The following is a 21,409-nucleotide window of genomic DNA, read 5'->3' as shown; positions in this document are numbered from 1 at the left end:
GGAACCTATGGCTGAACCCGTCTCCCTCGTAAGCGACAATGAAAATGGCATCATGGCGATGCCGCACAATGTGGAGGCGGAGGCTGCGCTGCTCGGCGCGCTGCTGATCGACAATCGGCTGGTCGACGATGTCCAGCGGATCCTGCGCGAAGACCATTTCTTCGACCCGACTCATGGCCGTATCTATGAGGCGATCATCAAGATGGTCGTCGACAAGAATATGGTCGCGAACCCGGTGACCTTGAAACCGATGTTCGAAACCGATGAGGGGCTCAAGGAACTGGGCGGCGTCGGCTATCTGGTGAAGATCACCGAGAGCGGTGTTGCGCTGATCGGTGCGCGTGATTTCGCGACACAGATATATGAGCTCGCCCTGCTGCGGGCCCTGATCGGCGTCGGGCGCGACATGGTCGAAAAGGCCGTCGATACGAGCGATGCCGTCGATCCCAAATCGCAGATCGAAGAGGCTGAGGTCGAGCTCTACAAAGTCGCTGAAGCCGGCGGTGAGAGCGGATCGACCAAGACATTCTCCTCGGCTGCAGCCGAAGCCGTAACAATGGCGCAGCGGGCGCTCAATTCAGGCGGCAATGTATCAGGCTATACGACCGGATTTGCGAGCCTCAACCATCATTTTGGCGGACTGCACAAATCCGACCTCATTATTCTCGCTGCCCGTCCCGGCATGGGCAAGACCGCGCTCGCGACCAATATCGCGTTCGAAACAGCGCTTAGATATCAGCGCGACCAGGATGACGGTATCGAACAATCAATCGGTGCGCCGGTTGCGTTCTTCAGCCTGGAAATGTCGGCCGATCAGCTCGCCACTCGTATTCTGTCCGAGCGCTCCCGGATCAGTTCCGAAAAGCTGCGCAAGGGGCAGATCAGCCAGGAAGAGTTCCGCAATCTGGCGCGCGCGGCTGCTGAGCTCGAAAGCCTGCCATTCTATATCGATGATACGCCCGGCCTGACGATCGCTGCACTGCGCACTCGCGCTCGGCGTCTCAAGCGCCAGCGGGGTATCTCGATGATCGTTGTCGATTATCTCCAGCTGCTCCAGGGCTCCGGCAAGCCCAATGATAATCGCGTCAACGAGATTTCGGAGATCAGCCGTGGCCTGAAAACGCTCGCCAAGGAACTGGAAGTTCCGGTGCTGGCGCTGTCCCAGCTCAGCCGTGCGGTCGAACAGCGCGAGGACAAGAAACCGCAACTGTCTGATCTGCGTGAATCCGGTTCGATCGAGCAGGACGCCGATATCGTCCTCTTCATCTATCGCGAAGATTATTATCACGGCTTTGCCGAACCGCCGATGATCAGCGAAGCAAGTTCGCCCGAAGATCGTGAGAAGCGTTCCGCCTGGGAAATCAAAAATGCAGAGATATCCGGCCTCTCGCAGGTCATCATCGCCAAGCAGCGTCACGGCGCGACTGGCACGGTGACGCTGCGCTTCGATCGCGAGTTCACCCGGTTCCACGACATGGCCTTTGAGGATCGCCCTCAGGGTTATTGACCCACCGGCTTTTGCCGCTTCATCGCTTCGACTAGACCAAATCGCATGCATCTTCGCACTCGCGCCCTAGTTTGCGCCCTTCGCCCGCATGGCGAACATGGCACGATCGCCCGGCTTATGACGCCGGAAAGCGGCCTTATGGCTGGCTATGTGCGCGGCGGACGGTCGCGGCGCATTCGCCCGGTATTGCTACCCGGCAATATTGTTGAAGCGGAGTTTCGCGCGCGCACAGAGGATCAACTTCCCGGGCTTACAATCGAGCTGGTGGCGAGCCGGAGCGGCCTGTTTGGCGAACCCTTGCCGGCTGCTGCGATTGAATGGGCGTGCGCGCTGACAGCGGCTATCCTGCCGGAGGGCCAGGGATATCCGCGGATTTACGCTGCGCTTGATGGCGTGCTTGCGGCGATCGAGGCCGCTCCAGCCGCACGGCGCTGGGCTTCGGCGTTGGTGCGGTATGAGCTGTTGCTCCTGTCCGAACTCGGCTTTGGCCTTGATCTGAGCCAGTGCGTGGTCACGGGCAGTAGTGAAGAATTGCTGTGGGTCAGTCCGAAAAGTGGAGCAGCGGTCAGCAAGGAAGCGGGCGAAGCGCATCGCGAGAAACTCTTAAGCCTGCCGGGCTTTCTATCGGCAGGTGGCGAAGCCGACGATTGGGATCAGATATTCGACGGATTGCGCCTGACCGGCCATTTTCTTGCAAGAGACCTGTTGGACGAGCGGCGCAATGATGTAATGGCGGCACGCGAAAGACTGGTTGAGCGTCTACGACGCGCGGCTTGAACGAAAAGGACAAAGAGATGCTCGTCGCTTCATTGCCCGGTGATGGAATCGGCCCGGAGGTTACCCGCCAGGCGTTGCGCGTGCTCGATGCGTTGGGCCTGGAGGGCCTGACCGTTGAGGAGGCACCAATTGGTGGCGCGGCATATAGGGCGAGCGGACATCCGCTGCCGGACGAGACCCTGGACCTTGCGCGGCGGGCCGATGCGATCCTCTTTGGAGCGGTTGGCGATCCGGATTGCGATGATCTCGAACGGCACCTGCGGCCGGAGCAGGCGATATTGGGTATCCGCAAGGCGCTGGGGCTATTTGCAAATTTGCGGCCAGCCAACCTGTTTCCCGAGCTTGCCGATGCCTCAGCGCTTCGTCCTGAGATCGCCCGCGATATCGATGTGATGATCGTGCGCGAGCTGACTGGCGACGTCTATTTCGGCGACAAGGGCATGCGGACAACCGAGGCTGGCCTGCGCGAAGGCTATGATCTGATGTCCTATGACGAAGCTGAGATTGCGCGCATTGCGCGAACCGGCTTTGAAACCGCGCGCGCCAGGGACGGCAAGCTCTGTTCGGTCGATAAGGCCAATGTGCTCGAGACATCGCAGCTATGGCGTGATGTCGTGACCGAGGTGGCCGCGGACTATGCGAATGTTGAGCTCAGCCATCTCTATGTCGATAATGCCGCGATGCAACTGGTCCGCGATCCCGGTCAGTTTGACACAATCGTCACCGGCAATCTGTTTGGCGACATCCTGTCTGATCTCGCGAGCATGTGTGCCGGATCAATCGGTATGCTGCCGTCTGCTTCGCTCGATAAGGATGGCAAAGGCCTGTACGAGCCGATTCACGGTTCAGCGCCCGATATTGCAGGGCAGGGCAAGGCCAATCCGCTTGCGACCATACTCTCGGCCGGCATGATGTTGCGCTATTCGCTCGATCAAGCCGAGGCGGCTGATCGGATCGAAGCCGCCGTCGGCAGGGCATTGGCTGGCGGGTTGCGGACAGCAGATCTCGGCGGTTCCGCTACCACGGTAGAGGCCGCTGACGCTGTAATCGCGGCGCTTTAGTCGAGCTTCGAAATCACCGCGACCTGGAGGCCGCCGGGCGCCTCGCTGAAATACATGCGTTCGCCGTGCATCTCCATCGGGCCGTTGACCGAGAGGCCATTGGCCTTGGCCTGTTCGGCATAGCGATCGGCATCGTCGACAATCACATGCAGCATCGTCGTTTCGGGCATATGCTCGCTCGCCGCCCAAATTTCGGTCCAGCTCGCCTCACCAGCGGGAAACACCGCGCCCTGGAAGCTATCCGAATGGTCTGCGCCCATGTCGCGCTCGCCGAAATTCCATCCCTTAGGGCCCATGAAGTCCGCAATGCCGCGGGCTTCGCCCTCCGGTTTCACGGTGCAGAAACGAATGCCGAGAACTGTCATAACGAAATTTCTCCTATCCCGGGGTCAATATATTCGCGTTGCCCGTCTTCTGCAAAGGCAGTGAACCGCATTGACGCGATGCACCATGGCTTGGCATGGCGGGACACATGAAACGCAATAGCGGACAAGATCGAAAGGTAACCGCCAAATGGCGGCCGGCGACGCAGGCCGTTCGTGGCGGCACGGCACGCTCGGAATGGGGAGAAACGTCTGAGGCGATCTTCCTGACGTCTGGCTATGCCTATGACTGTGCAGCCGATGCAGCTGATCGGTTTACCGGCGAACAATCGGGCATGACCTATTCGCGCCTGCAAAACCCGACCGTGGAAATGCTCGAACAGCGCATTGCGCTTATGGAAGGGGCGGAAGCTGCGCGCTGCACCGCCAGCGGAATGGCTGCGATGACGGCGGCCCTTTTGTGTCAGTTGGAGGCGGGTGACCATGTCGTCGCAGGCCGCGCATTGTTCGGATCATGTCGCTGGCTGACCGATACCCTGCTGCCAAAATTCGGAATCGAGACGACCACTGTCGACGCCCGCGATCCGGCGCTCTGGAAGGCCGCAATCCAGCCCAACACCAAGGCATTTTTCTTCGAAACACCAGCCAATCCAACGATGGATGTGGTTGATTTAAAAGCCGTTTGCGATCTTGCGCGCGAAAATGGCATTGTATCGATCGTCGACAATGCCTTTGCCACGCCTGCGCTGCAGCGCCCTATGGAATTTGGCGCCGATATCGTTGCCTATAGCGCGACCAAGATGATGGACGGGCAGGGGCGCGTGTTGGCTGGCGCGATTTGCGGAACGGAAGAATTCGTTCTGGAAACGCTGCTACCCTTTACCCGTAATACCGGGCCAACATTGTCGGCATTCAATGCATGGGTGGTGCTCAAAGGGCTGGAGACGCTCGATCTGCGCATCCGGCGGCAGAGCGAGAATGCGATTGCCGTGGGCCAGTTCATCGAGAGCCGCGTTCCGCGCATTCTCCATCCGGGACTTGCGAGCCATCCGCAGCATAATCTGGCAATGAGCCAGATGGATGCATGCGGGCCGATCTTCTCCTTTTTCGTGGACGGTGGACGAACCCAGGCGCATGCCTTGCTCGATGCGCTTGAACTGGTCGACATATCGAACAATATCGGAGACTCGCGCAGCCTGATGACGCATCCTGCGTCAACCACGCATAGCGGCCTCGATGAAGCGGTACGCGAAGAAATGGGAATCGATGAATCAATGCTGAGGATCAATATCGGCCTCGAGGATCCGCAGGATCTGATCGAAGATCTCGATAGTGCGCTGAAGGCAGCAGGGCTATGAACGCACTGTTTCCCCATGCCGCTCGGACCGAAGACGTGATCGTGCGGGTATCGGTTAGCTTCCTTCCTGAGCAATCGGAGCTCGAAAAGGAACGCTGGTTCTGGGCCTATCATATCCGCATCGAGAATTGCGGTGACGCACCGGTGCAGCTTGTGACCCGCCATTGGTTCATAACAGACGGCAATGGGCGACAGCAGGAAGTGGAAGGCGAGGGTGTTGTCGGTGAACAGCCGATGATCGGGCCGGGGGAATCCTTCGACTATGTGTCCGGTTGCCCGCTCGCGACACCCAATGGTGTGATGGAAGGTAGTTATCGCATGATCCGCACCGACGGCACTGAATTTGAAGCAGAAATCCCGCGCTTCCCGCTCGCCGGGCCTGCCGTAACCGGATGAAACGCACGCTCTTGCCATTGAATGGCCTGCGGGTCTTTGACGCGGCTGCGCGCCACCTGTCTTTTACCCGGGCGGCTGATGAGCTCGCCGTGACACCAGCGGCCGTAGGCCAGCAGATTCGGGCGCTCGAAGATACGCTTGGTGTCGTCTTGTTTCGTCGCACACCAAAGGGATTGGAACTGACGCCGGAAGGGGAGCGCGGTCTTGATGCGCTGCGCGAAGGCTTCCTGCAATTCGAAGAGAGTGTTCGGGCAATGCGCCAGGGGCAATCTTCGAGTCGTCTCACCATTGCCGCACCGCGCGATTTTAGTCGCTATTGGCTTCTGCCGAGGCTAGCCGAATATGGGAAAACGGATCCGGACCTCCGTTTCCAACTGATCGCCAGTGACGATGATCTCGATTTTACCGAAGCCAATCTCGATCTCGCGATCCGGCTTGCCGACGGCCCTGGTGACCATATGGGTGTGAAGCTCGCCGAACCCGAGGCCGTTTGGGTGGGTGAGGGCGAAATTATCTGCTGGGAAGGCGGCAAGGCGGACGAGATTCGCCTGATCGTGGCGGATGCAGGCCTGGCGCTTGAAGCGGCCATGTCGGGTATCGGACGGACGCGCGTGCCGCGAATGCTCGCTGACGCCGCCGGAGCAGAGATTGGCGAGAGCGAAGAAGCCCAGCGGACATATTGGCTGATGGCACCTCTGCCCCAATGGCGGCAGAAAAAGGTTCGCGATCTGGTCGCTGCGCTAACGACCTGATGGTCGGCCTGGCGACGCTGAACTCCGAACGGTTGGTCTTGCGGCCGCTCGCCGAAAGCGACGCCGAGGCGATGCATCATTTCTTTTCCGACGAAGATGCGATGCGATACTGGTCGAGCGGCCCGCACAAGACGCTGGATGAAACGCGGGCCTATGTTCGGACGAACGCTACCGATCCCAAATATCTGACCTGGGCGATTACCGAGGATGGTGAGGAGGCACTTGGTTGGGTGTGCCTCATTCCGGGACGTGAGGGCGTTGCGGAAATCGGCTATAATCTTCGCCGCAGCCAGTGGCGAAAAGGCTATGTGCGCGAATCAGTTACCGCGGTAATCGACCATGGTTTCAAAGCATTAGGGCTACGTCGAATCTCCGCGGATACCGATCCGGACAATCTCGGATCGAATGCATTGCTCGAGAATTTGGGCTTTCAGCGCGAAGGCTATCTGCGTGAAGAATGGACAACCCATCTGGGCGTGCGTGACAGCATAATTTGGGGATTGCTCAAGCGGGAATGGGACGCGCGCTAAGCGTCGATGGCTTCATCGTCCAGGGCCGAGGCATTGGCCTGAATGAAGGCAAAGCGATGTTCGGGATGCTTGCCCATCAGTCGGTCGACGAGATCGCGGATCCCGGCTTCCTGCTGAAACTCCTGCGGTACAATCACCTTGAGAAGTGAGCGCGTTTCGGTGTCCATTGTCGTTTCGCGCAGCTGTTTGGGATTCATTTCGCCGAGACCCTTGAAGCGTGCGACCTCGACCTTTTTGCCCTTGAAGACGGTCGCCTCAATCTCGGCGCGTTCGGCATCATCCTGCGCATAATGGCTGGTACCACCTGCCGTGAGCCGGTAGAGCGGCGGACGCGCAAGGAACACATTGCCAGCCTTCACGATGGGACCCATTTCCTGGAAGAAGAAGGTCATCAGCAAGGTCGCGATATGCGCGCCGTCGACATCGGCATCGGTCATGATGATGATGCGCTCATAGCGCAGCTGTTCGGGATCGCATTGTTCGCGCGTGCCGCAGCCAAGCGCGAGCATGATGTCCGCTATCTCCTGATTGGCCATGATCTTCGCTGACGTGGCCGAGGCGACGTTCAGGATTTTGCCGCGGATCGGCAGGATCGCCTGGGTCTTGCGGTCGCGCGCCTGTTTGGCGGACCCGCCCGCGCTATCGCCTTCGACGATGAACAGCTCAGTGCCTTCCGGGCCGGCTTCGGAACAGTCAGTCAGCTTGCCGGGAAGCCGCAGTTTACGCGCGCTTGTCGCCGTCTTGCGCTTGACCTCCTTCTCGGCCTTGCGCCGGAGCCGCTCTTCCATCCGCTCCATCGTGTAGGTCAAGAGCGCTTTGCCGCGTTCCATATTGTCGGTGCAATAATGGTCGAAATGATCGCGGACCGCGTTTTCGATGAGTTTCGCCGCTTCCGGACTGGTCAGGCGATCCTTGGTCTGGCTCTGGAATTGCGGATCGCGCAGGAAAACCGAGAGCATGAGCTCGGAGCCCGACATGATGTCTTCAGCCGTAATTCCGGCCGCTTTCTTATTGCCGACAAGTTCGCCAAACCCGCGAATGCCTTTAACCAGCGCCGCGCGCAGGCCCGCTTCATGGGTGCCGCCATCGCGGGTCGGAATCGTATTGCAATAATAGCTGTAAGCGCCGTCAGAATAGAGCGGCCATGCGACGGCCCATTCTACCGAACCCTGGCCATCGGGAAAATCCTGCTTGCCGGCGAAAAAGTCGCTGGTCGCGCAGGCGCGTTCACCGATTTCCTCGCCGAGATGATCCGCGAGACCGCCCGGGAACTGGAACACCGCTTCGACGGGTGTATCGTCCTTGATCAGGCTCTCATCGCATTTCCAGCGGATCTCGACGCCGGCGAACAGATAGGCCTTTGACCGCGCCAACTGGTGGAGCCGATGCGGTTTGAACTGCGCCTTTTTCCCGAAAATCTCGTCATCGGGAACAAAGGATACGGTCGTTCCGCGCCGGTTCGGCGTATCGCCGACCTTTTCAAGCTTGGAGGCCACATCACCGCGCGAATAAGTTTGGCGATGAACCTCTTTGTTCTTGGCGACTTCGACCACGGTCTCGCTCGACAGGGCATTGACGACGCTCACACCGACCCCGTGCAAACCGCCTGACGTCGCATAGGCCTTGTCGGTAAACTTCCCGCCCGAATGGAGCGTGGTCATGATGACTTCGAGTGCCGATTTCTTCTTGAATTTGGGATGTGGATCGATCGGGATACCCCGGCCATTATCGCTGATCGTCAGCCGATTACCGGGTTCCAGCGTAATCTCGATGCGGTTGGCATGACCGGCCACCGCTTCGTCCATCGCATTGTCGAGCACTTCTGCAGCCAGATGATGCAGTGCGCGCTCGTCCGTGCCGCCGATATACATGCCCGGCCGCCGTCGAACGGGTTCGAGCCCCTCCAACACCTCGATAGAGGATGCATCATAATCATCTGTTGAGTCGCCGCCCGACTGGCCTGCAAAGAGATCGGTCATGCTGACGATATAAGAATCGCGGAGTCGCTGCGCTAGCGCTCGGTCGGTGACTTATCCCCAACATCGCGCCAGGGTTGGCCGACAAAGCGTTTCCAGCGGTCGCGAAAACCCCAGAGATATGGGATCCGACGCTCGGCAATGCCGGGCAGGCTGAGCGGGTCGAGCCCGGTCCAGGGGAGATAGGGATTGCGCCGTCCATAGGCCCAAATCTCAACCCGGGTTGATGGTCGAACCGATGGTCCGCGCGCATGAAAACCAAAGGTGTCGCCGACGACGAGCGTATTGGCGGGAACGGCAAAGGCACGGGGTTCCGGCAAGCCTAGCGATGGCAACTCCTCGCGCGTTACGCGAAATGAGCCGCGTGAGGATAACCGGTCAACGCCGTCAGGTGCCTTGATGCTCATCGCCTTTTCCCAGGCGAGACGTTCCGGTGTCAGGCGGTGGGAGCCGGGAACATAACAAAACGGCCCTTCATCTTCGGCCACATCGGTAAGGAACAGCCAGGCTTTGACCGTCGGATGAAATGTGTCCGCGTGAAAATGGGTTTGCGGATCGGGATCTGCGTCGCGGACATGGGACAGGATCGACTGGACATAGGTAAGCGGTTCTTGATCAAAGCTCCCGGCATAGCGGATCAGGCCGCGCCAGTCCGGGTTCTGGAGCAACATTCTCCCCTCGGGGATCGCTGCCAATAGTGGCGGATCGAACGCAAATCGACGGGTGATCGTATCACCCTGGGTCATGTCGCGCGCCGGACCGTGCCAGTTCAGGACGGCATCGCGCAATCGCTGAAACTGGTCTGTCGGCAGGAAATTTTCCTTGGCGATAAAGCCATCTCGATCAAAGGTCGCTCGGTCAGGCGGATCGATCAGGTGAGCGAGTTTCTCTCGCCTTTTCGCGGCCATCCGGTGCGCGCGCTGGACGCGGGACGCATGCAGCCCACGCCGGTTAAGGCGCCGGGATCCGATAATCGGATTCTTGCTGAAATTCTTCGCGCCGGTGGCCAGTTGAGCCACCCACCATGGGGCGAGGAGATAGCGAGCCGGGTTCATGCTGACCCCTTACTCCCATTTCCTCCGGCTTGTCGAAGGCCGTGTTAGCGAACCCGCGGACCACCAAAGGGCAGCGGCGGTGGCGGACGACGGTCCTTGCGGGGCAGCTGAGCCTGATAGGCGCGGCCGCAATGCTCGACGCAATAGGGAAAGCCCGGATTCACTTCGGCACCGCAGAAATGAAAATCCGATTCGCCGGGATGACCCATCGGCCATTTGCAGATCTTCTCGGTGAGATCGAGCAGGCCGGTTTCGTCTTCATATTTCGGATCCAGCTTCTGCGGGACGAGACGACGCGGCGGAGCTGGCGGCAAGGGCTGCTGGTCAGCCGGTGACTGGCGCGTAAAGCCGCCCGGTCCGATTGATCGATATTGCGGCGCTGCCGGCGCGTTTCCGGCCTTTGGCGCTGCTGCTGCTGCTGGTTTTGCGGCTGGGGCAGGAGCCGCAGCAGGCGCGGCCTTGCGCTTGGGCGCCGCTTTTGCCTTGGGCGCGGCCTTCGCTTTTGCTGCCGGTTTTTTCTTTTTCGCTTTTCCGTCCTTGGCTTTCACCGGCGACGGTCGCGATTTCAAGCCAAGGCGATGGGCCTTGCCGATCACGGCATTGCGGCTGACCCCGCCAAGCGCCTCAGCGATCTGGCTCGCCGTCATACCTTTTTCCCACATCGTTTTGAGTTCATCGATGCGTTCGTCGGTCCAGGCCATTATGTTTCCTTCTTCGAGTCAAAGCCCAACTGGGTTGCCGGAATGCGCCGAAGCAGATACTCGCCTTGGCGATGTCAAACCAGTCCCAATCGCGCGACCCCAATCTTCACGCGCAGGAAACCCGAACACTGCCTGAACCAGGCGTACCCGCTATCCCGTTTGTTAACTGGGTTGGATTGCGAACTCTCTACATTAAGGAGGTTCGCCGTTTCTTCAAGGTGCAGTTACAAACCGTCTGGGCGCCGGCGCTTACGACATTGCTGTTTCTGGTGATCTTTACCGTCGCCCTGGGGCGTGGCGATCGCGAAATTCTGGGCGTGCCGTTCAATGCGTTCCTCGCACCCGGCCTGATCGTCATGGGGATGATGCAGAATGGCTTTGCCAATTCCAGCTTCTCTCTGCTGGTGGGCAAGATCCAGGGGACGATCGTCGATTATCTGATGCCGCCGCTCTCGACACTCGAAATGCTCGTCGCGCTGGTTGGCGGAGCCGTGACCCGCGCCTTATGCGTTGGGGTCGCCGTATGGGCCGCCATGTGGCTCTGGGGGATCGATGTATCGCCGGAACATTTCTGGGCGATCGCCTTTTTCGGACTCATGGGATCGATAATGCTGGCGCTGTTTGGCGTGCTGACATCCATGTGGGCGGAGAAATTTGATCATGCCGCCGCGGTAACAAACTTTGTTGTTCAGCCTCTGGCCCTGTTGTCAGGCACTTTCTATACGATTGAACGGCTTGATCCGATCTTCCAGACCATCAGTGCCTTCAATCCCTTCTTCTATGTGATTTCCGGCTTCCGCTATGGATTTATCGGGGCAACGGATTCGAACCTGCTCACCGGTGTAGCGGTGCTGACCCTTCTAAACATCACGCTGTGCGCGCTGTGCTACACGTTGCTGGTCAGAGGCTGGAAAGTGAAGAGCTGATCGCCCGCTTGGTCGATTGACGCCCTGAACCTAGGATCGGTATAACGCGAGCATCTCTGGCGGCCATGAGGGCCGCCTTTTGCTTTGTGAATACCGACTGGAACAATTCGATGACGATCACGCCTCTGATGCCCGTATATCCTCGCAGCCCGGTTCGGCCGGTGCGCGGCGAGGGTGCCTATCTGATTGGTGAGCAAGGCGAGCGATATCTGGATTTTGCCAGCGGTATCGCGGTGAACCTGCTGGGCCACAGTCATCCGCATCTGACCAAGGCGATTCAGGACCAGGCGGCGAAGCTTGTCCATGTCTCGAACATGTATGGTTCCCCCCAGGGCGAGCATCTGGCGCAGCGCATCTGCGACAACAGTTTCGCCGATACGGTATTCTTCACCAATTCGGGCGCGGAAGCGGTGGAATGTGCGATCAAGACTGCGCGTCGCTATCATTTCGCCAATGGCGCTCCGGAACGCAAAAAACTGATCACCTTTGCATCGGCCTTTCATGGTCGGACGATGGCGACAATCAGTGCAGCGGGCTCCGAAAAGATGACGAGCGGCTTCGAACCGGTCCTGCCTGGCTTTGAAACGGTTGAGTTCAACAATCTGGATGCTGCGGCAGCGGCGGTCGACGCGCAGACCGCCGGTTTCCTCGTCGAACCCATTCAGGGCGAGGGCGGTATCCGCCCCTCGAGCCCGGAATTCCTGCAGGGTCTGCGCAAGCTGGCTGATGAGCATGGGCTAATGCTGGTGCTGGACGAAGTGCAGTGCGGATATGGCCGGACCGGTACCTTCTTCGCGCATGAGCAATATGGGATCGAGCCGGATATTCTCGCCTCGGCAAAAGGCATTGCTGGCGGTTTTCCGCTCGGCGCCTGTCTGGCGACAGAAAAAGCAGCGGCTGGCATGGTCGTTGGCACGCATGGCTCCACCTATGGCGGTGGGCCGCTGGCGATGGCGGCCGGTGAAGCGGTCCTCGATGTGATCCTGGAAGACGGCTTCTTTGATCATGTGAAAGCGATGGGCGATCGATTGCGCCAGGCGCTTGAGCAGATGATTCCAAATCATGACCATTTGTTCGAAAGCGTCCAAGGCATGGGATTGATGCTCGGCATCAAGATGAAGGTCGACAGCAAGCCGCTGGTTCCCTTTCTGCGCGAGCGTGGATTGTTGACCGTGGCAGCGGCAAACAATGTCCTGCGCGTCCTGCCGCCGCTTAACATTGAGGAAAGCCACATCACCGAATTTATCGAGCTGCTGTCTTCGGCGGCTCGGGAGTTTGAGGCGCCAGAGCAATGACGCGCCATTTCCTCGATCTGGCCGATCTCAGCGGCGATGCGCTCGCCGCAATTCTCGACGATGCCCTGACCAGCAAGGCTGCGCGCGGGGGTAAACCGAAGGGATTGGCAGACGAAAACGCGTCGCTCGGCGGTCACACACTGGCCATGCTGTTCGAGAAGAACTCAACCCGCACGCGAACGTCGTTCGACATGGGAATACGTCAACTTGGCGGTTCATCCATGGTATTGGAATCCGGCACGATGCAACTTGGCCGTGGAGAAACGATCGCCGATACAGCGCGCGTCCTGTCGCGCTATGTCGATGCGATCATGATTCGTACGGACAATCATGACAAATTGTTGGAGCTTGCAGAGCATGCAACTGTTCCTGTTATCAACGGGCTCACCGATCGCTCGCATCCCTGTCAGATCATGGCCGATATGCAGACCGTGTTGGAGCGTCTGAACCGGTTGGCCGGCACAAAATGGGCGTGGCTCGGCGACGGCAACAATGTTCTCACATCGATCATCGAAGCAGGCAGTATTCTCAAATTCGACGTGCATGTTGCCTGCCCGGAAAGCCTGTTGCCCGATCCTGAAGTAGTGACCGCAGCTCGCCAACGCGGCGGAACCGTCGAGATCACCCGTAACCCGATGGCGGCAGTGGCCGATGCCGATGTTGTCGTCACCGACACATGGATTTCCATGGGTCAAAAAGGCGGCGACGCAAAGTTGGCCGCGCTTGAGCCATTCCAGGTTACGCAAGAGGTCATGGCTGGGGCGAAAGGCGACGCGATCTTCCTTCACTGCTTGCCTGCCCATCGTGGTGAAGAAGTGACCTCAGAGGTTATCGACGGACCGCAATCGGCAATCTGGGATGAAGCGGAGAACCGCCTCCACGCACAAAAAGCCATATTGCGCTGGTGTTTCGGCAAGATCGGATGACCGCGAGTACGACGGATACGGCGCTCGGTTTTTCCATTCCGGGACGCAATGCGCGTGGCCGGATTGTTCGGATCGGACCGGTTCTCGACGAGGTGCTGGAAGCCCATGCCTATCCCAAACCTCTGGCGCAGCTATTGGGTGAAGCTCTTGTGCTAGCGGCTTTGTTCGGCTCGACATTGAAAGAAGCGGGCGGCCAGCTGACGATCCAGGCACAGACTCAAAATGGCGTGGTTGAGCTCCTGGTCGCAGACTATAAAGGCGGTGAGCTGCGCGGTTATGTGCGGCATGATCCTGAGCGATTGGCGGCTGCGCCGGTCGACCCCTCACTCTTCTCTTTGTTCGGGCAAGGCTATCTGGCGATCACATTTGATCAGGCTGTAACCGGCGAGCGGTACCAGGGCATCGTACCGCTGGAAGGGGAATCCCTGGCGGAGGCTGCAGAGCATTATTTCGTCCAGTCAGAACAAATTCCGAGCTTGATCCGAATCTCGGTGAAACAGCATGAGAATGGCCGTTGGGTTGCCGGAGGAATGTTGTTGCAGCACCTCGCAGAAGGCGAAGAGGGTCGCGAAAGGCTGCATGTGCGCCTCGATCATCCCGAATGGGAACATATCCGCACATTGGGTGAGACAGTCACGGATGGTGAACTCGCCAATCCGGAGCTCGCTCTGGATGCGCTGATCTGGCGACTTTTCCACGATGAAGGCGAGATTCGGGTGCTTCCGCAATCGCCGCTTGGCCGGGGCTGTCGCTGCGACCCGGTCCATATCCGTCAGGTGGTCAGCCAATTCAGTGCCGAAGAACATGCTGAAATGGCCGATAAGGATGGCGTGATTCGCGTGGATTGCGAGTTTTGTGCACGCAGCTTTCCTATAGAAGTTGCTGAATTATAAAGTAAATATAGTAGTTTCAGGGTTGGTTCACCTTGTTTTCCCTATATAGAGGCCGTGATAGCGAAATGCTGCTATCCGCTTTTGGGAGTGAACATGCGCCGATTTCATCGGATAAAGCCTATCCTTACGGGTGCGGCAGCGATTTTCCTGCTCGCGACGCCTAGCGTTGCGCAGGCTCCCGCGGCAATTGCCGGCGTACAGAGCGGCAGCTGGGAATTGCGCGACCTTGGTCGGTCCGGCGCTCGCAGCCAAATCTGCGTCCGCAATCCTGCGCGTTTGCTGCAAATCCGCCATCCCGGTCAGATGTGTCCGCGCCGTGTCCTCAGCGAAGATGGGCGTTCGGTAACGGTGCGATATGAATGTACGGGGTCCGGTTGGGGCCAAACGTCCGTATCGGTCGAAACGCCACGTCTTGTGCGTATCAGTACCCAGGGGATTGATGGCGGAAGTCCGTTCAATTCCAGTTACGAAGCGCGCCGGGTCGGGGAATGCAGCTAGCAACTTTTCTCGGTCGTTAACCGGCTATTTACCATGTTTGGATAAAAAGCTGCATGCGCGCTCATGGGCGCAATTTCCTCCCTAGCTGGGCCTTTGGCCCAATCCTGGCCGCCCTTTTGGGCGGTCTTTTATTTGCGCGAAAGCTTGCACGGGGCAGCGGACAGGCATAGCTGCGACGCCGATGGCAGATAAAGGCGACAAATATGCGGTCTTGCTCCTTTCGGGCGGGCTTGATTCCATGGTCACGGGCGGATTGGCGCGCGAGGCTGGCTATCGCCTGTTTGCCTTGACGATTGACTATAACCAACGACACCGGATCGAACTGGACGCGGCTGCTCGGGTCGCAGCAGCGCTCGATGTTGAGCGCCATATCGTCCTGCCGCTCGATCTATCGCAATTTGGTGGTTCTGCGCTGACCGCCGATATCGATGTGCCGAAAGAGGGCGTCGGAGATGACATTCCGATCACCTATGTCCCGGCGCGCAACACCATTTTCCTGTCGCTGTGCCTCGGCTGGGCTGAGGTAGTGGATGCGCGGGATATATTTATCGGCGTGAATGCACTCGACTATTCCGGCTACCCGGACTGTCGCCCTGACTTTATCGAAAGTTTCGAGACAATGGCGAACCTGGCGACCAAGGCCGGCGTTGAAGGGGATCGCTTCAGCATCCAGACCCCGCTCATCGATATGAGCAAGGCGGACATTGCCGCGGAGGCCAATCGCCTCGGTCTCGATGCCGGAATGAGCTGGTCCTGCTACGATCCGACCCCGGAGGGCTTGCATTGCGGATTATGTGACAGTTGCCGCTTGCGGACCAAGGGTTTTGCCGAAGCCGGACTTGTCGATCCAACCACATACGCCGCGCAGCCATGAGCTACGCCGTCAAAGAGATGTTCCTTACGCTCCAAGGCGAAGGGGTTCAGGCCGGGCGACGCGCTGTCTTCTTGCGCTTTGCCGGGTGCAATCTGTGGACCGGGCGTGAGCAGGATCGCGCAACGGCGGTCTGCCAGTTTTGCGATACCGAATTTGTCGGCACGGATGGAGAGAATGGCGCGCGATATTCGGATGCTGCGGCCGTAGCGGACAAGGCCGCCGAGCTCTGGGGCGAGGATCGCACCGAGGCCTATATCGTTTGCACCGGGGGAGAGCCGTTGCTGCAGCTCGATGCGCCTTTGATCGAAGCGTTGCACAGTGCGGGTTTTGAAATCGCGGTCGAGAGCAATGGTACCATTGCTGCTCCTGACGGTATCGACTGGCTTTGCATCAGCCCAAAGGCGGGTAGCGATGTTATTCAACGCAGCGGGGATGAGCTCAAGCTAGTGTGGCCGCAAAACGGTGTTGAGCCGGACGATTTTCTCGCTTGGGATTTCCCGAATTTTCTCATCCAACCAATGGATTGCGAGAATGGTGAAGCCGCGATGCAGGCAGCAATGGCCTATGTGCAGGACCACCCGAAATGGCGGCTGACACTGCAAACTCACAAGATGCTGGGGATTCCCTAAGCGCTAATAGCGGACCGGTTTTGCACCGCTGATGCTATTCCAGAGCGCGCGTATCCAGCGCAATCTTTTATGCCCCGGATCAGGCGCATCTTCTGCTAGCCATCCGACAATCTCCTCCGGTGTGCAGGGCAGTCCGGTCGGTGGATGGATGTATCGCGGGTACAGTATCAAAGTACCCGCTACCAATGCGTCCAATGACAAGTTTCGCGAGCGGCGGTCGAATGACAGGCGATCTTCAGTCAGCCCCCAACCGGCGTAAAAAGGTCCGCCATACGCCATAACCTTCTTGCCGCGCATCAGAGCTTCGAAACCGGCAAGCGATGTCATCGTGGCAAGGCTGTCGCAGGCTGCAATACAGGTATCGATATTCGCATGGCGAACCGTTTGATCCGCGACAGCATCGCTGGTTGCCGGATCGATACGCCCGGCACGGTTGCCCGTTTCCACATCGGGATGCGGCTTGTAGACGATATGGGCGTCTGGATTGTCAGCGCGAACCGCCTTCAACAGGCCGAGATTTGTTTTGATGTCGGCAGTGCCGCGTTCAATTGAACGATCATCTTCGACCTGCCCGACGACAAGAATTCTTTCCTTGCCTTTGGGAGCGTCGATTTCTGCGGCGCCGCCCACATTATACTTGCTGATACCGGCAGCTACGAGCATCTCGCGCAACAGTTTCGACCGATTGAGCAGATCATTCGGCATGTCATGGTGTTCGAGGATCATTTCCAGCCGCGAACTGTCATGCCGGTCAAAATACATCCCCCGGTCATCGATAACGATCGATGCGGGGAGGTGGAAGTCGGAGCCGAGCCCGCGCGACCGCAGAAATCCGTCCTCCATTCGCCAAACCGGTGCTGATCCTCCGCGAAGCTGATCGCGCTTGGCGGTATCTTCCTTGCCGGACCAGATCAGGGTCTTGCCGGTGTTGGCCTCGGCATCGCGTTGGGCCGCGGCGACGGATCGATGAAAGCGCACTGAGTTTCTCGGTGCCGCCAACATGTTTCGAACCGCCGCCCGTTTCCATGGTGTGAAACCCGTCGCGGAAAAATGGCCTGCATTTCGATCTGCAATTCGACGCCAGTCAATGAGGCGATCGATTGTGGCTTCAAGGGTCGTGGATGCTCCGCTTATCGGGTCGACATAGCGGGAGTAGAGAAGGCAGGCGGCGGCAAATATCTCCACCACAGATCGTTGCGCTGAGCGACGGTCACAACCTATCTCGTCGCGCGTCGCTCCCCAACCTGCGTAGAATGGCATCCCGAAGCATCGCACTGGCTTTCCGGCAATGAGCGCTTCGAATCCCATCAGGCTCGTCACGCAATAGACGCTGTCGACCTGCGCCAGAATGTCGGCGGCGCGCGCTTCGGTGTCCAGCAGCGTCACACCCTCTAGAGCGTCCGTCGGGATGCACCCCTTTTTCAGGCCAGCGGCAACCGCAGGATGGCGTCTGACAATGATCTCCGCGTCTGGCTCGTCCCGCTTCGCCACCGCCAGCATTTCGGCAAATCGAGCCGTGTCAGCAAGACCGGCCTCAATCGCAACATCGCCAAGTGTCTGATCGACGACCAGCACGCGTTTTTGGTCAGTTGCTGGGAGCAAGCGATCATCCAGCCTGGGAGCGCTGTTGGTTTTGCTGAGGCCAGTTTCAACAATCCGTTCCATTGCCGCGCGGGCGCGATCCAGCAGCTCGGGCGTCTGCCACCCTCCTTCTTCGAGCAATAACTCGACACGCGAAGGTTTGCGGGCATCATAATAGATTCCAACATCGTCTGCCACGAGGCTGAGCGGCGGTGCGCCAGCTTCGCCCAGACCAATGGAGCGCAAGAAACCATCCTCCAAGGCAATATAGGGCAGGGCTTTACTCTCAGCGATCGCGCGCGCGCGCTTTGCTGTTGGCTTGTATCCCCAGCCGGCCACTGCATCGGCACGAGATGTCGGTGAGCCGCGTCTCTCTATCGATTCTACCTCAGGCAGAAACGCTTCAAGATTGCGGATAGCTGCAACGCCACGTCCCGGCACAAGCAGGTGATGCGCGCCAATGCGATAATGAACGGGATCAGCCATTGGGGGCGAAATGCAAGCCCCCGATGATTTTGGCAAGGTTAGCAGCGCCGCGTGTTGTAACTGCTACCGCGCCAGCATCGCTCATCCAGCCGCAGCAGGGGCGGCAATGGAACAGGCGCATGATAGGGCATTATCGCATCCGAATAGGATACCAGGCTGTTGCGCATCTGGCGCATTCTGGTTTGCGCAGTCAGGTACAATTGCCCTTTCGGCCGAGCCAGAGCGTCGCGCGCGATCTCGGCGGCCGAGTGGCAGAAGCTGCGTTGCGAACCCACACGCACATAGCTTTGATACATGGTCGTCGTATATTCATCCATCACGGACTGCCAACGGCGACCTTGCGTCCGACGGAAATAGGCTTTCAATCCTTCATAGGCTTCGTTGAGTTCATCCGAATGGTGGGTCAGGATCGCATTATAGTTGTCAACTGACATTACCGACGGCCAGAACTGACAATTCAGGGCCGCAACATTCAAGCTTGAGCGCAGATTCCAAACGAGATTGGCGCGAATATCAGGTGCCTGGCCATCGGCCATCGATGGAACAAAAAGTCCAGGTTCTGCACCCATGACGGGCTGGCCTTCATGTTCAGGCGGATAAAAGAATATCTGGGCTGAGGCAGGCATGGCGACAGTGACGCCGAAAAAGGCCGTAACCGCTGTCAGAATCTTGCCGAATCTACGCATTGATACTCTCCTTCACTCCGGGCCCTTATATGTCAGCATGATCTCGGGGTCAGGTCGCCAGGACCCATTCATCGCTGGTGCGACTCACTTGGTCCCGCTGCCAGCCCTGCTTATTCCTCGGCTGCGGTTTCTTCAGGCTCACTCGCCTCGGGTTCTGGCGCGGGTGCTTCGGCCTCTGGTTCCGGATCCGGTTCGGCTGGTGCGTCGGTTTCTGCTCCGGCCTCATCATTTGATCCGCTCGGTGCTGCCGGCGCATCTGCGGCATCAGCCGGCATCCGACTTTCCATGCCCATCGCTTCTTCAGCGCCGATCGTACCGTCAATCAGCGTTGTATCGTTGATCGTCCCATCGCCTTCGCCAGGATCGATATCAGTTACCGCGGTATTCTCGTCACTGGTCTCGGTCTCGGTACCGCCGCCGCAAGCGGCCAACGAAAGCGCCGCAACGATTGCCGTTACTCCGCCCAGAAATGATTTTGAAACACGCATCACTGTCTCCCTTTTCACGATGCTGGATAGCGGCCCGGATTTCGGGTCACAAGATCATCCGGCTTGCTATCGTGGTCAACTATCAATCGGATCGGCGGCGAGAGTATCGATAAAGGTGCTGAATGTCTGTTCGATGGCCTGGTCGACACCTTTCATCGCCGCTGGTCCGCCCAGCTTTTCCAGGCTTGTTACCGGATATTCCGAGATACCGCAGGGCACGATCCCGTCAAAGTGCGACAAATCGGGCGCGACATTGATCGCAAAGCCATGAAAGCTCACCCAGCGCCGGATCCGCACGCCGATCGCACCGATCTTGGCTTCGGCATCGCCATCATCGGTCCAGATGCCGATCCGCCCCTCTGCACGCCGCGCCGGCACCCCAAGCGCCGCAAGGCAATCGATGACCCAGCCTTCGAGCGAATGGACATAATGGCGGACATCGCGGCCATATTTGGTGAGATCGAGCAGCACATAGACAATCCGCTGCCCGGGCCCGTGATAGGTGTAACGCCCGCCGCGCCCGGCGGTGAACACCGGAAATCTGTCACCTGACAGCAGCTCGGTCGGATCGGCGCTCGTCCCGGCGGTATAGAGCGGCGGATGTTCGAGCAGCCAGATAAGCTCGCGCGCTTCGCCCTGCTGGATGGCGGCCGCCCGCGCTTCCATTTCGGCTAGCGCGTCGGGATACTCCGTCAATCCGGGAGAAACCCGCCATTCGATATCGCTCAAATCCGTCACGCGCCCTAGATGCGGGGGCAACCGGCTGCGATCAAGGGCTTGTGCGTCGGCCAATCCGGACGCATGTAGGATGCCATGGCTGATACCCTTCGATTTTCCCCAAGCGCAGGTTGGGATGAAGTCCGCCAAATGCTGGGCAGCAATATGCAGCTGCTCATCGCAATTGCCGGCGTTTTCTTCCTGCTTCCCGGACTTGTCCTGTCCTTCACCATGCCGGCGATCACGGACATGTCCAGCCTTGATGCAATTGTTGCCGTTGTGCAGCCCTATCTGCCGCTGATCATCCTTGCCAGCGTGATCCAGATGGCCGGTCAGTTGGCGATCTGGACGCTGGTGATGGCCGCAGACCGCCCAACGGTGGGCGAAGCAATCAAGGCGGCGATATTATTCCTGCCATTCTATTTCCTGATCAATATCCTGACCAACATCATCGTGGGTGCGGGCATATTGCTGTTCATCGTGCCTGGCATCTATCTCGCGGTGCGGCTCGCGCCGATCGGAGTCATTGCGATCACCGAAGGTATCCGCAATCCGTTCACGGCCATTCAACGCAGCTTTGCCGTTACCCGCAGTAATGCACTGCCGATCTTTGCGTTCCTGTTGATCGTGGTGGTCGTGTTTCTGCTGATCTCGCTTGCCGTATCCCTGGTGTTCACCACGGTGTTTGCGATGGTCGGCATGGATGTAACGCCAGCTGGAACCGGAGGCTCGCTGCTCGCTGTCATATCGGGAATTGTTGGCGCCGCCGGAACGACGGTCTTCACCTTGATGGCGGTGACGATCTACCGGCAGCTAACCGGATCAGGAACGCCGGAAGTCTTTTCCTGAGCTAAGCACCGCGTCCTGCCGCACCCATTGTGCTCCGGCGCAGGCCGGAGCCCAGTCCGGACATCACCATTATCAACCACACACCAATTGGCGCGTGTGGGCCTAGGCTCCGGCCTGCGCCGGAGT

The 21,409-nt window shown here is 58.9% G+C and carries 23 protein-coding genes; 15 read left to right on the top strand and 8 right to left on the bottom strand.

What is annotated here, in order from left to right:
* The first annotated feature begins 7 nt into the window (after positions 1-7).
* The 3 genes from HFP51_RS06340 to leuB are packed head-to-tail and all read left to right on the top strand — an operon-like array spanning position 8 to position 3,345.
* Positions 8-1,507 (top strand): replicative DNA helicase, encoded by a 1,500-nt coding sequence (locus tag HFP51_RS06340; protein ID WP_176874886.1) that lies wholly within the window; start codon positions 8-10, stop codon positions 1,505-1,507.
* A 45-nt stretch (positions 1,508-1,552) separates the two neighbouring features.
* Positions 1,553-2,284, top strand: coding sequence for a DNA repair protein RecO (gene recO, locus HFP51_RS06335; RefSeq protein ID WP_176874885.1), 732 nt, complete (start codon positions 1,553-1,555; stop codon positions 2,282-2,284).
* 17 nt (positions 2,285-2,301) lie between these two features.
* Positions 2,302-3,345: a 3-isopropylmalate dehydrogenase gene (gene leuB / locus HFP51_RS06330; RefSeq protein WP_176876576.1), complete on the top strand. Its 1,044-nt coding sequence runs from the start codon at positions 2,302-2,304 to the stop codon at positions 3,343-3,345.
* On the opposite strand, the gene HFP51_RS06325 is transcribed toward leuB, so the two are convergent.
* Positions 3,342-3,710, bottom strand: coding sequence for a hypothetical protein (locus HFP51_RS06325; RefSeq protein ID WP_176874884.1), 369 nt, complete (start codon positions 3,708-3,710; stop codon positions 3,342-3,344). The two genes, leuB and HFP51_RS06325, sit on opposite strands and share 4 nt — an antisense overlap.
* A gap of 107 nt (positions 3,711-3,817) precedes the next feature.
* Here HFP51_RS06325 and HFP51_RS06320 point away from each other — a divergent pair, with 107 nt between their 5' ends.
* From HFP51_RS06320 to HFP51_RS06305, 4 genes are read left to right on the top strand one after another with little or no spacing between them, the layout of a single operon-like run.
* Positions 3,818-5,026, top strand: a complete 1,209-nt coding sequence (locus HFP51_RS06320) for a PLP-dependent aspartate aminotransferase family protein (protein WP_176874883.1) — start codon at positions 3,818-3,820, stop codon at positions 5,024-5,026.
* Positions 5,023-5,421, top strand: coding sequence for a Co2+/Mg2+ efflux protein ApaG (apaG, locus tag HFP51_RS06315; protein WP_176874882.1), 399 nt, complete (start codon positions 5,023-5,025; stop codon positions 5,419-5,421). The genes HFP51_RS06320 and apaG overlap by 4 nt, the downstream gene beginning before the upstream one ends.
* On the top strand, positions 5,418-6,173 hold the full coding sequence (locus tag HFP51_RS06310; protein WP_176874881.1) for a LysR family transcriptional regulator: 756 nt from the start codon (positions 5,418-5,420) through the stop codon (positions 6,171-6,173). Before apaG ends, HFP51_RS06310 begins: the two co-directional genes overlap by 4 nt.
* Positions 6,125-6,703, top strand: coding sequence for a GNAT family N-acetyltransferase (locus tag HFP51_RS06305; RefSeq protein ID WP_255454916.1), 579 nt, complete (start codon positions 6,125-6,127; stop codon positions 6,701-6,703). Before HFP51_RS06310 ends, HFP51_RS06305 begins: the two co-directional genes overlap by 49 nt.
* Here HFP51_RS06305 and parE read toward each other — a convergent pair.
* Genes parE through HFP51_RS06290 form a run of 3 tightly spaced genes read right to left on the bottom strand, consistent with a single transcriptional unit; the run spans position 6,700 to position 10,435 of the window.
* Positions 6,700-8,682, bottom strand: coding sequence for a DNA topoisomerase IV subunit B (gene parE, locus HFP51_RS06300; RefSeq protein WP_176874880.1), 1,983 nt, complete (start codon positions 8,680-8,682; stop codon positions 6,700-6,702). The genes HFP51_RS06305 and parE overlap by 4 nt on opposite strands.
* A 32-nt stretch (positions 8,683-8,714) precedes the next feature.
* Positions 8,715-9,734, bottom strand: a complete 1,020-nt coding sequence (locus HFP51_RS06295; RefSeq protein ID WP_176874879.1) for a phytanoyl-CoA dioxygenase family protein — start codon at positions 9,732-9,734, stop codon at positions 8,715-8,717.
* Between the two features lie 44 nt (positions 9,735-9,778).
* The gene (locus HFP51_RS06290) at positions 9,779-10,435 is read right to left on the bottom strand and encodes a GcrA family cell cycle regulator (protein WP_176874878.1); all 657 of its coding nucleotides are present in this window, start codon (positions 10,433-10,435) and stop codon (positions 9,779-9,781) included.
* Positions 10,436-10,506: 71 nt separating this feature from the next.
* On the opposite strand from HFP51_RS06290, the gene HFP51_RS06285 reads away from it, so the two are divergent.
* From HFP51_RS06285 to queE, 7 genes are all read left to right on the top strand, one after another.
* A complete protein-coding gene (locus tag HFP51_RS06285) occupies positions 10,507-11,361 on the top strand; it encodes an ABC transporter permease (RefSeq protein ID WP_176874877.1) in 855 nt (284 codons plus the stop codon).
* A gap of 110 nt (positions 11,362-11,471) precedes the next feature.
* Positions 11,472-12,656, top strand: coding sequence for an aspartate aminotransferase family protein (locus tag HFP51_RS06280; protein ID WP_176874876.1), 1,185 nt, complete (start codon positions 11,472-11,474; stop codon positions 12,654-12,656).
* Entirely contained in the window at positions 12,653-13,582 is a 930-nt protein-coding gene (argF, locus tag HFP51_RS06275) for an ornithine carbamoyltransferase (protein WP_176874875.1), read from the top strand. Before HFP51_RS06280 ends, argF begins: the two co-directional genes overlap by 4 nt.
* The gene (locus HFP51_RS06270) at positions 13,579-14,475 is read left to right on the top strand and encodes an Hsp33 family molecular chaperone HslO (RefSeq protein WP_176876574.1); all 897 of its coding nucleotides are present in this window, start codon (positions 13,579-13,581) and stop codon (positions 14,473-14,475) included. Before argF ends, HFP51_RS06270 begins: the two co-directional genes overlap by 4 nt.
* 93 nt (positions 14,476-14,568) lie before the next feature.
* Positions 14,569-14,973: a hypothetical protein gene (locus HFP51_RS06265; protein WP_176874874.1), complete on the top strand. Its 405-nt coding sequence runs from the start codon at positions 14,569-14,571 to the stop codon at positions 14,971-14,973.
* 181 nt (positions 14,974-15,154) lie between these two features.
* On the top strand, positions 15,155-15,847 hold the full coding sequence (queC, locus tag HFP51_RS06260) for a 7-cyano-7-deazaguanine synthase QueC (protein ID WP_176874873.1): 693 nt from the start codon (positions 15,155-15,157) through the stop codon (positions 15,845-15,847).
* Positions 15,844-16,476, top strand: a complete 633-nt coding sequence (queE, locus tag HFP51_RS06255; protein WP_176874872.1) for a 7-carboxy-7-deazaguanine synthase — start codon at positions 15,844-15,846, stop codon at positions 16,474-16,476. Before queC ends, queE begins: the two co-directional genes overlap by 4 nt.
* A 3-nt stretch (positions 16,477-16,479) precedes the next feature.
* Here the strand turns inward: queE and HFP51_RS06250 are convergent, their stop codons facing one another.
* From HFP51_RS06250 to lipB, 4 genes are all read right to left on the bottom strand, one after another.
* Positions 16,480-18,543 (bottom strand): capsular polysaccharide biosynthesis protein, encoded by a 2,064-nt coding sequence (locus HFP51_RS06250; RefSeq protein WP_176874871.1) that lies wholly within the window; start codon positions 18,541-18,543, stop codon positions 16,480-16,482.
* 38 nt (positions 18,544-18,581) lie between these two features.
* Positions 18,582-19,229: a hypothetical protein gene (locus HFP51_RS06245; protein WP_176874870.1), complete on the bottom strand. Its 648-nt coding sequence runs from the start codon at positions 19,227-19,229 to the stop codon at positions 18,582-18,584.
* Positions 19,230-19,339: 110 nt separating this feature from the next.
* Positions 19,340-19,717 carry a hypothetical protein gene (locus HFP51_RS06240; RefSeq protein WP_176874869.1) on the bottom strand — a complete coding sequence of 126 codons (378 nt, stop codon included), beginning with the start codon at positions 19,715-19,717 and terminating at the stop codon, positions 19,340-19,342.
* Between the two features lie 75 nt (positions 19,718-19,792).
* On the bottom strand, positions 19,793-20,455 hold the full coding sequence (lipB, locus tag HFP51_RS06235; protein WP_176874868.1) for a lipoyl(octanoyl) transferase LipB: 663 nt from the start codon (positions 20,453-20,455) through the stop codon (positions 19,793-19,795).
* Positions 20,456-20,530: 75 nt separating this feature from the next.
* Between lipB and HFP51_RS06230 the strand changes: the two genes are divergently transcribed.
* On the top strand, positions 20,531-21,283 hold the full coding sequence (locus HFP51_RS06230) for a hypothetical protein (RefSeq protein ID WP_176874867.1): 753 nt from the start codon (positions 20,531-20,533) through the stop codon (positions 21,281-21,283).
* Positions 21,284-21,409 lie beyond the last annotated feature (126 nt).

Source organism: Parasphingopyxis sp. CP4, assembly GCF_013378055.1.
Taxonomy (GTDB): domain Bacteria; phylum Pseudomonadota; class Alphaproteobacteria; order Sphingomonadales; family Sphingomonadaceae; genus Parasphingopyxis.
The sequence above is the reverse complement of the archived record's forward strand: the minus strand, read 5'-3'. Positions and strand labels throughout refer to the sequence as shown.

Coding starts and splice junctions, on each gene's coding strand:
- HFP51_RS06340 (WP_176874886.1), top strand. CDS start 8: ATGGCTGAACCCGTCTCCCTCGTAAGCGACAATGAAAATGGCATCATG.
- HFP51_RS06285 (WP_176874877.1), top strand. CDS start 10,507: ATGTCAAACCAGTCCCAATCGCGCGACCCCAATCTTCACGCGCAGGAA.
- HFP51_RS06265 (WP_176874874.1), top strand. CDS start 14,569: ATGCGCCGATTTCATCGGATAAAGCCTATCCTTACGGGTGCGGCAGCG.
- HFP51_RS06280 (WP_176874876.1), top strand. CDS start 11,472: ATGACGATCACGCCTCTGATGCCCGTATATCCTCGCAGCCCGGTTCGG.
- HFP51_RS06270 (WP_176876574.1), top strand. CDS start 13,579: ATGACCGCGAGTACGACGGATACGGCGCTCGGTTTTTCCATTCCGGGA.
- HFP51_RS06320 (WP_176874883.1), top strand. CDS start 3,818: ATGAAACGCAATAGCGGACAAGATCGAAAGGTAACCGCCAAATGGCGG.
- recO (WP_176874885.1), top strand. CDS start 1,553: ATGCATCTTCGCACTCGCGCCCTAGTTTGCGCCCTTCGCCCGCATGGC.
- HFP51_RS06325 (WP_176874884.1), bottom strand. CDS start 3,710: ATGACAGTTCTCGGCATTCGTTTCTGCACCGTGAAACCGGAGGGCGAA.
- queE (WP_176874872.1), top strand. CDS start 15,844: ATGAGCTACGCCGTCAAAGAGATGTTCCTTACGCTCCAAGGCGAAGGG.
- HFP51_RS06305 (WP_255454916.1), top strand. CDS start 6,125: ATGGCGGCAGAAAAAGGTTCGCGATCTGGTCGCTGCGCTAACGACCTG.
- HFP51_RS06295 (WP_176874879.1), bottom strand. CDS start 9,734: ATGAACCCGGCTCGCTATCTCCTCGCCCCATGGTGGGTGGCTCAACTG.
- queC (WP_176874873.1), top strand. CDS start 15,155: ATGGCAGATAAAGGCGACAAATATGCGGTCTTGCTCCTTTCGGGCGGG.
- HFP51_RS06310 (WP_176874881.1), top strand. CDS start 5,418: ATGAAACGCACGCTCTTGCCATTGAATGGCCTGCGGGTCTTTGACGCG.
- HFP51_RS06250 (WP_176874871.1), bottom strand. CDS start 18,543: ATGGCTGATCCCGTTCATTATCGCATTGGCGCGCATCACCTGCTTGTG.
- HFP51_RS06230 (WP_176874867.1), top strand. CDS start 20,531: ATGGCTGATACCCTTCGATTTTCCCCAAGCGCAGGTTGGGATGAAGTC.
- HFP51_RS06240 (WP_176874869.1), bottom strand. CDS start 19,717: ATGCGTGTTTCAAAATCATTTCTGGGCGGAGTAACGGCAATCGTTGCG.
- HFP51_RS06290 (WP_176874878.1), bottom strand. CDS start 10,435: ATGGCCTGGACCGACGAACGCATCGATGAACTCAAAACGATGTGGGAA.
- apaG (WP_176874882.1), top strand. CDS start 5,023: ATGAACGCACTGTTTCCCCATGCCGCTCGGACCGAAGACGTGATCGTG.
- argF (WP_176874875.1), top strand. CDS start 12,653: ATGACGCGCCATTTCCTCGATCTGGCCGATCTCAGCGGCGATGCGCTC.
- parE (WP_176874880.1), bottom strand. CDS start 8,682: ATGACCGATCTCTTTGCAGGCCAGTCGGGCGGCGACTCAACAGATGAT.
- leuB (WP_176876576.1), top strand. CDS start 2,302: ATGCTCGTCGCTTCATTGCCCGGTGATGGAATCGGCCCGGAGGTTACC.
- HFP51_RS06245 (WP_176874870.1), bottom strand. CDS start 19,229: ATGCGTAGATTCGGCAAGATTCTGACAGCGGTTACGGCCTTTTTCGGC.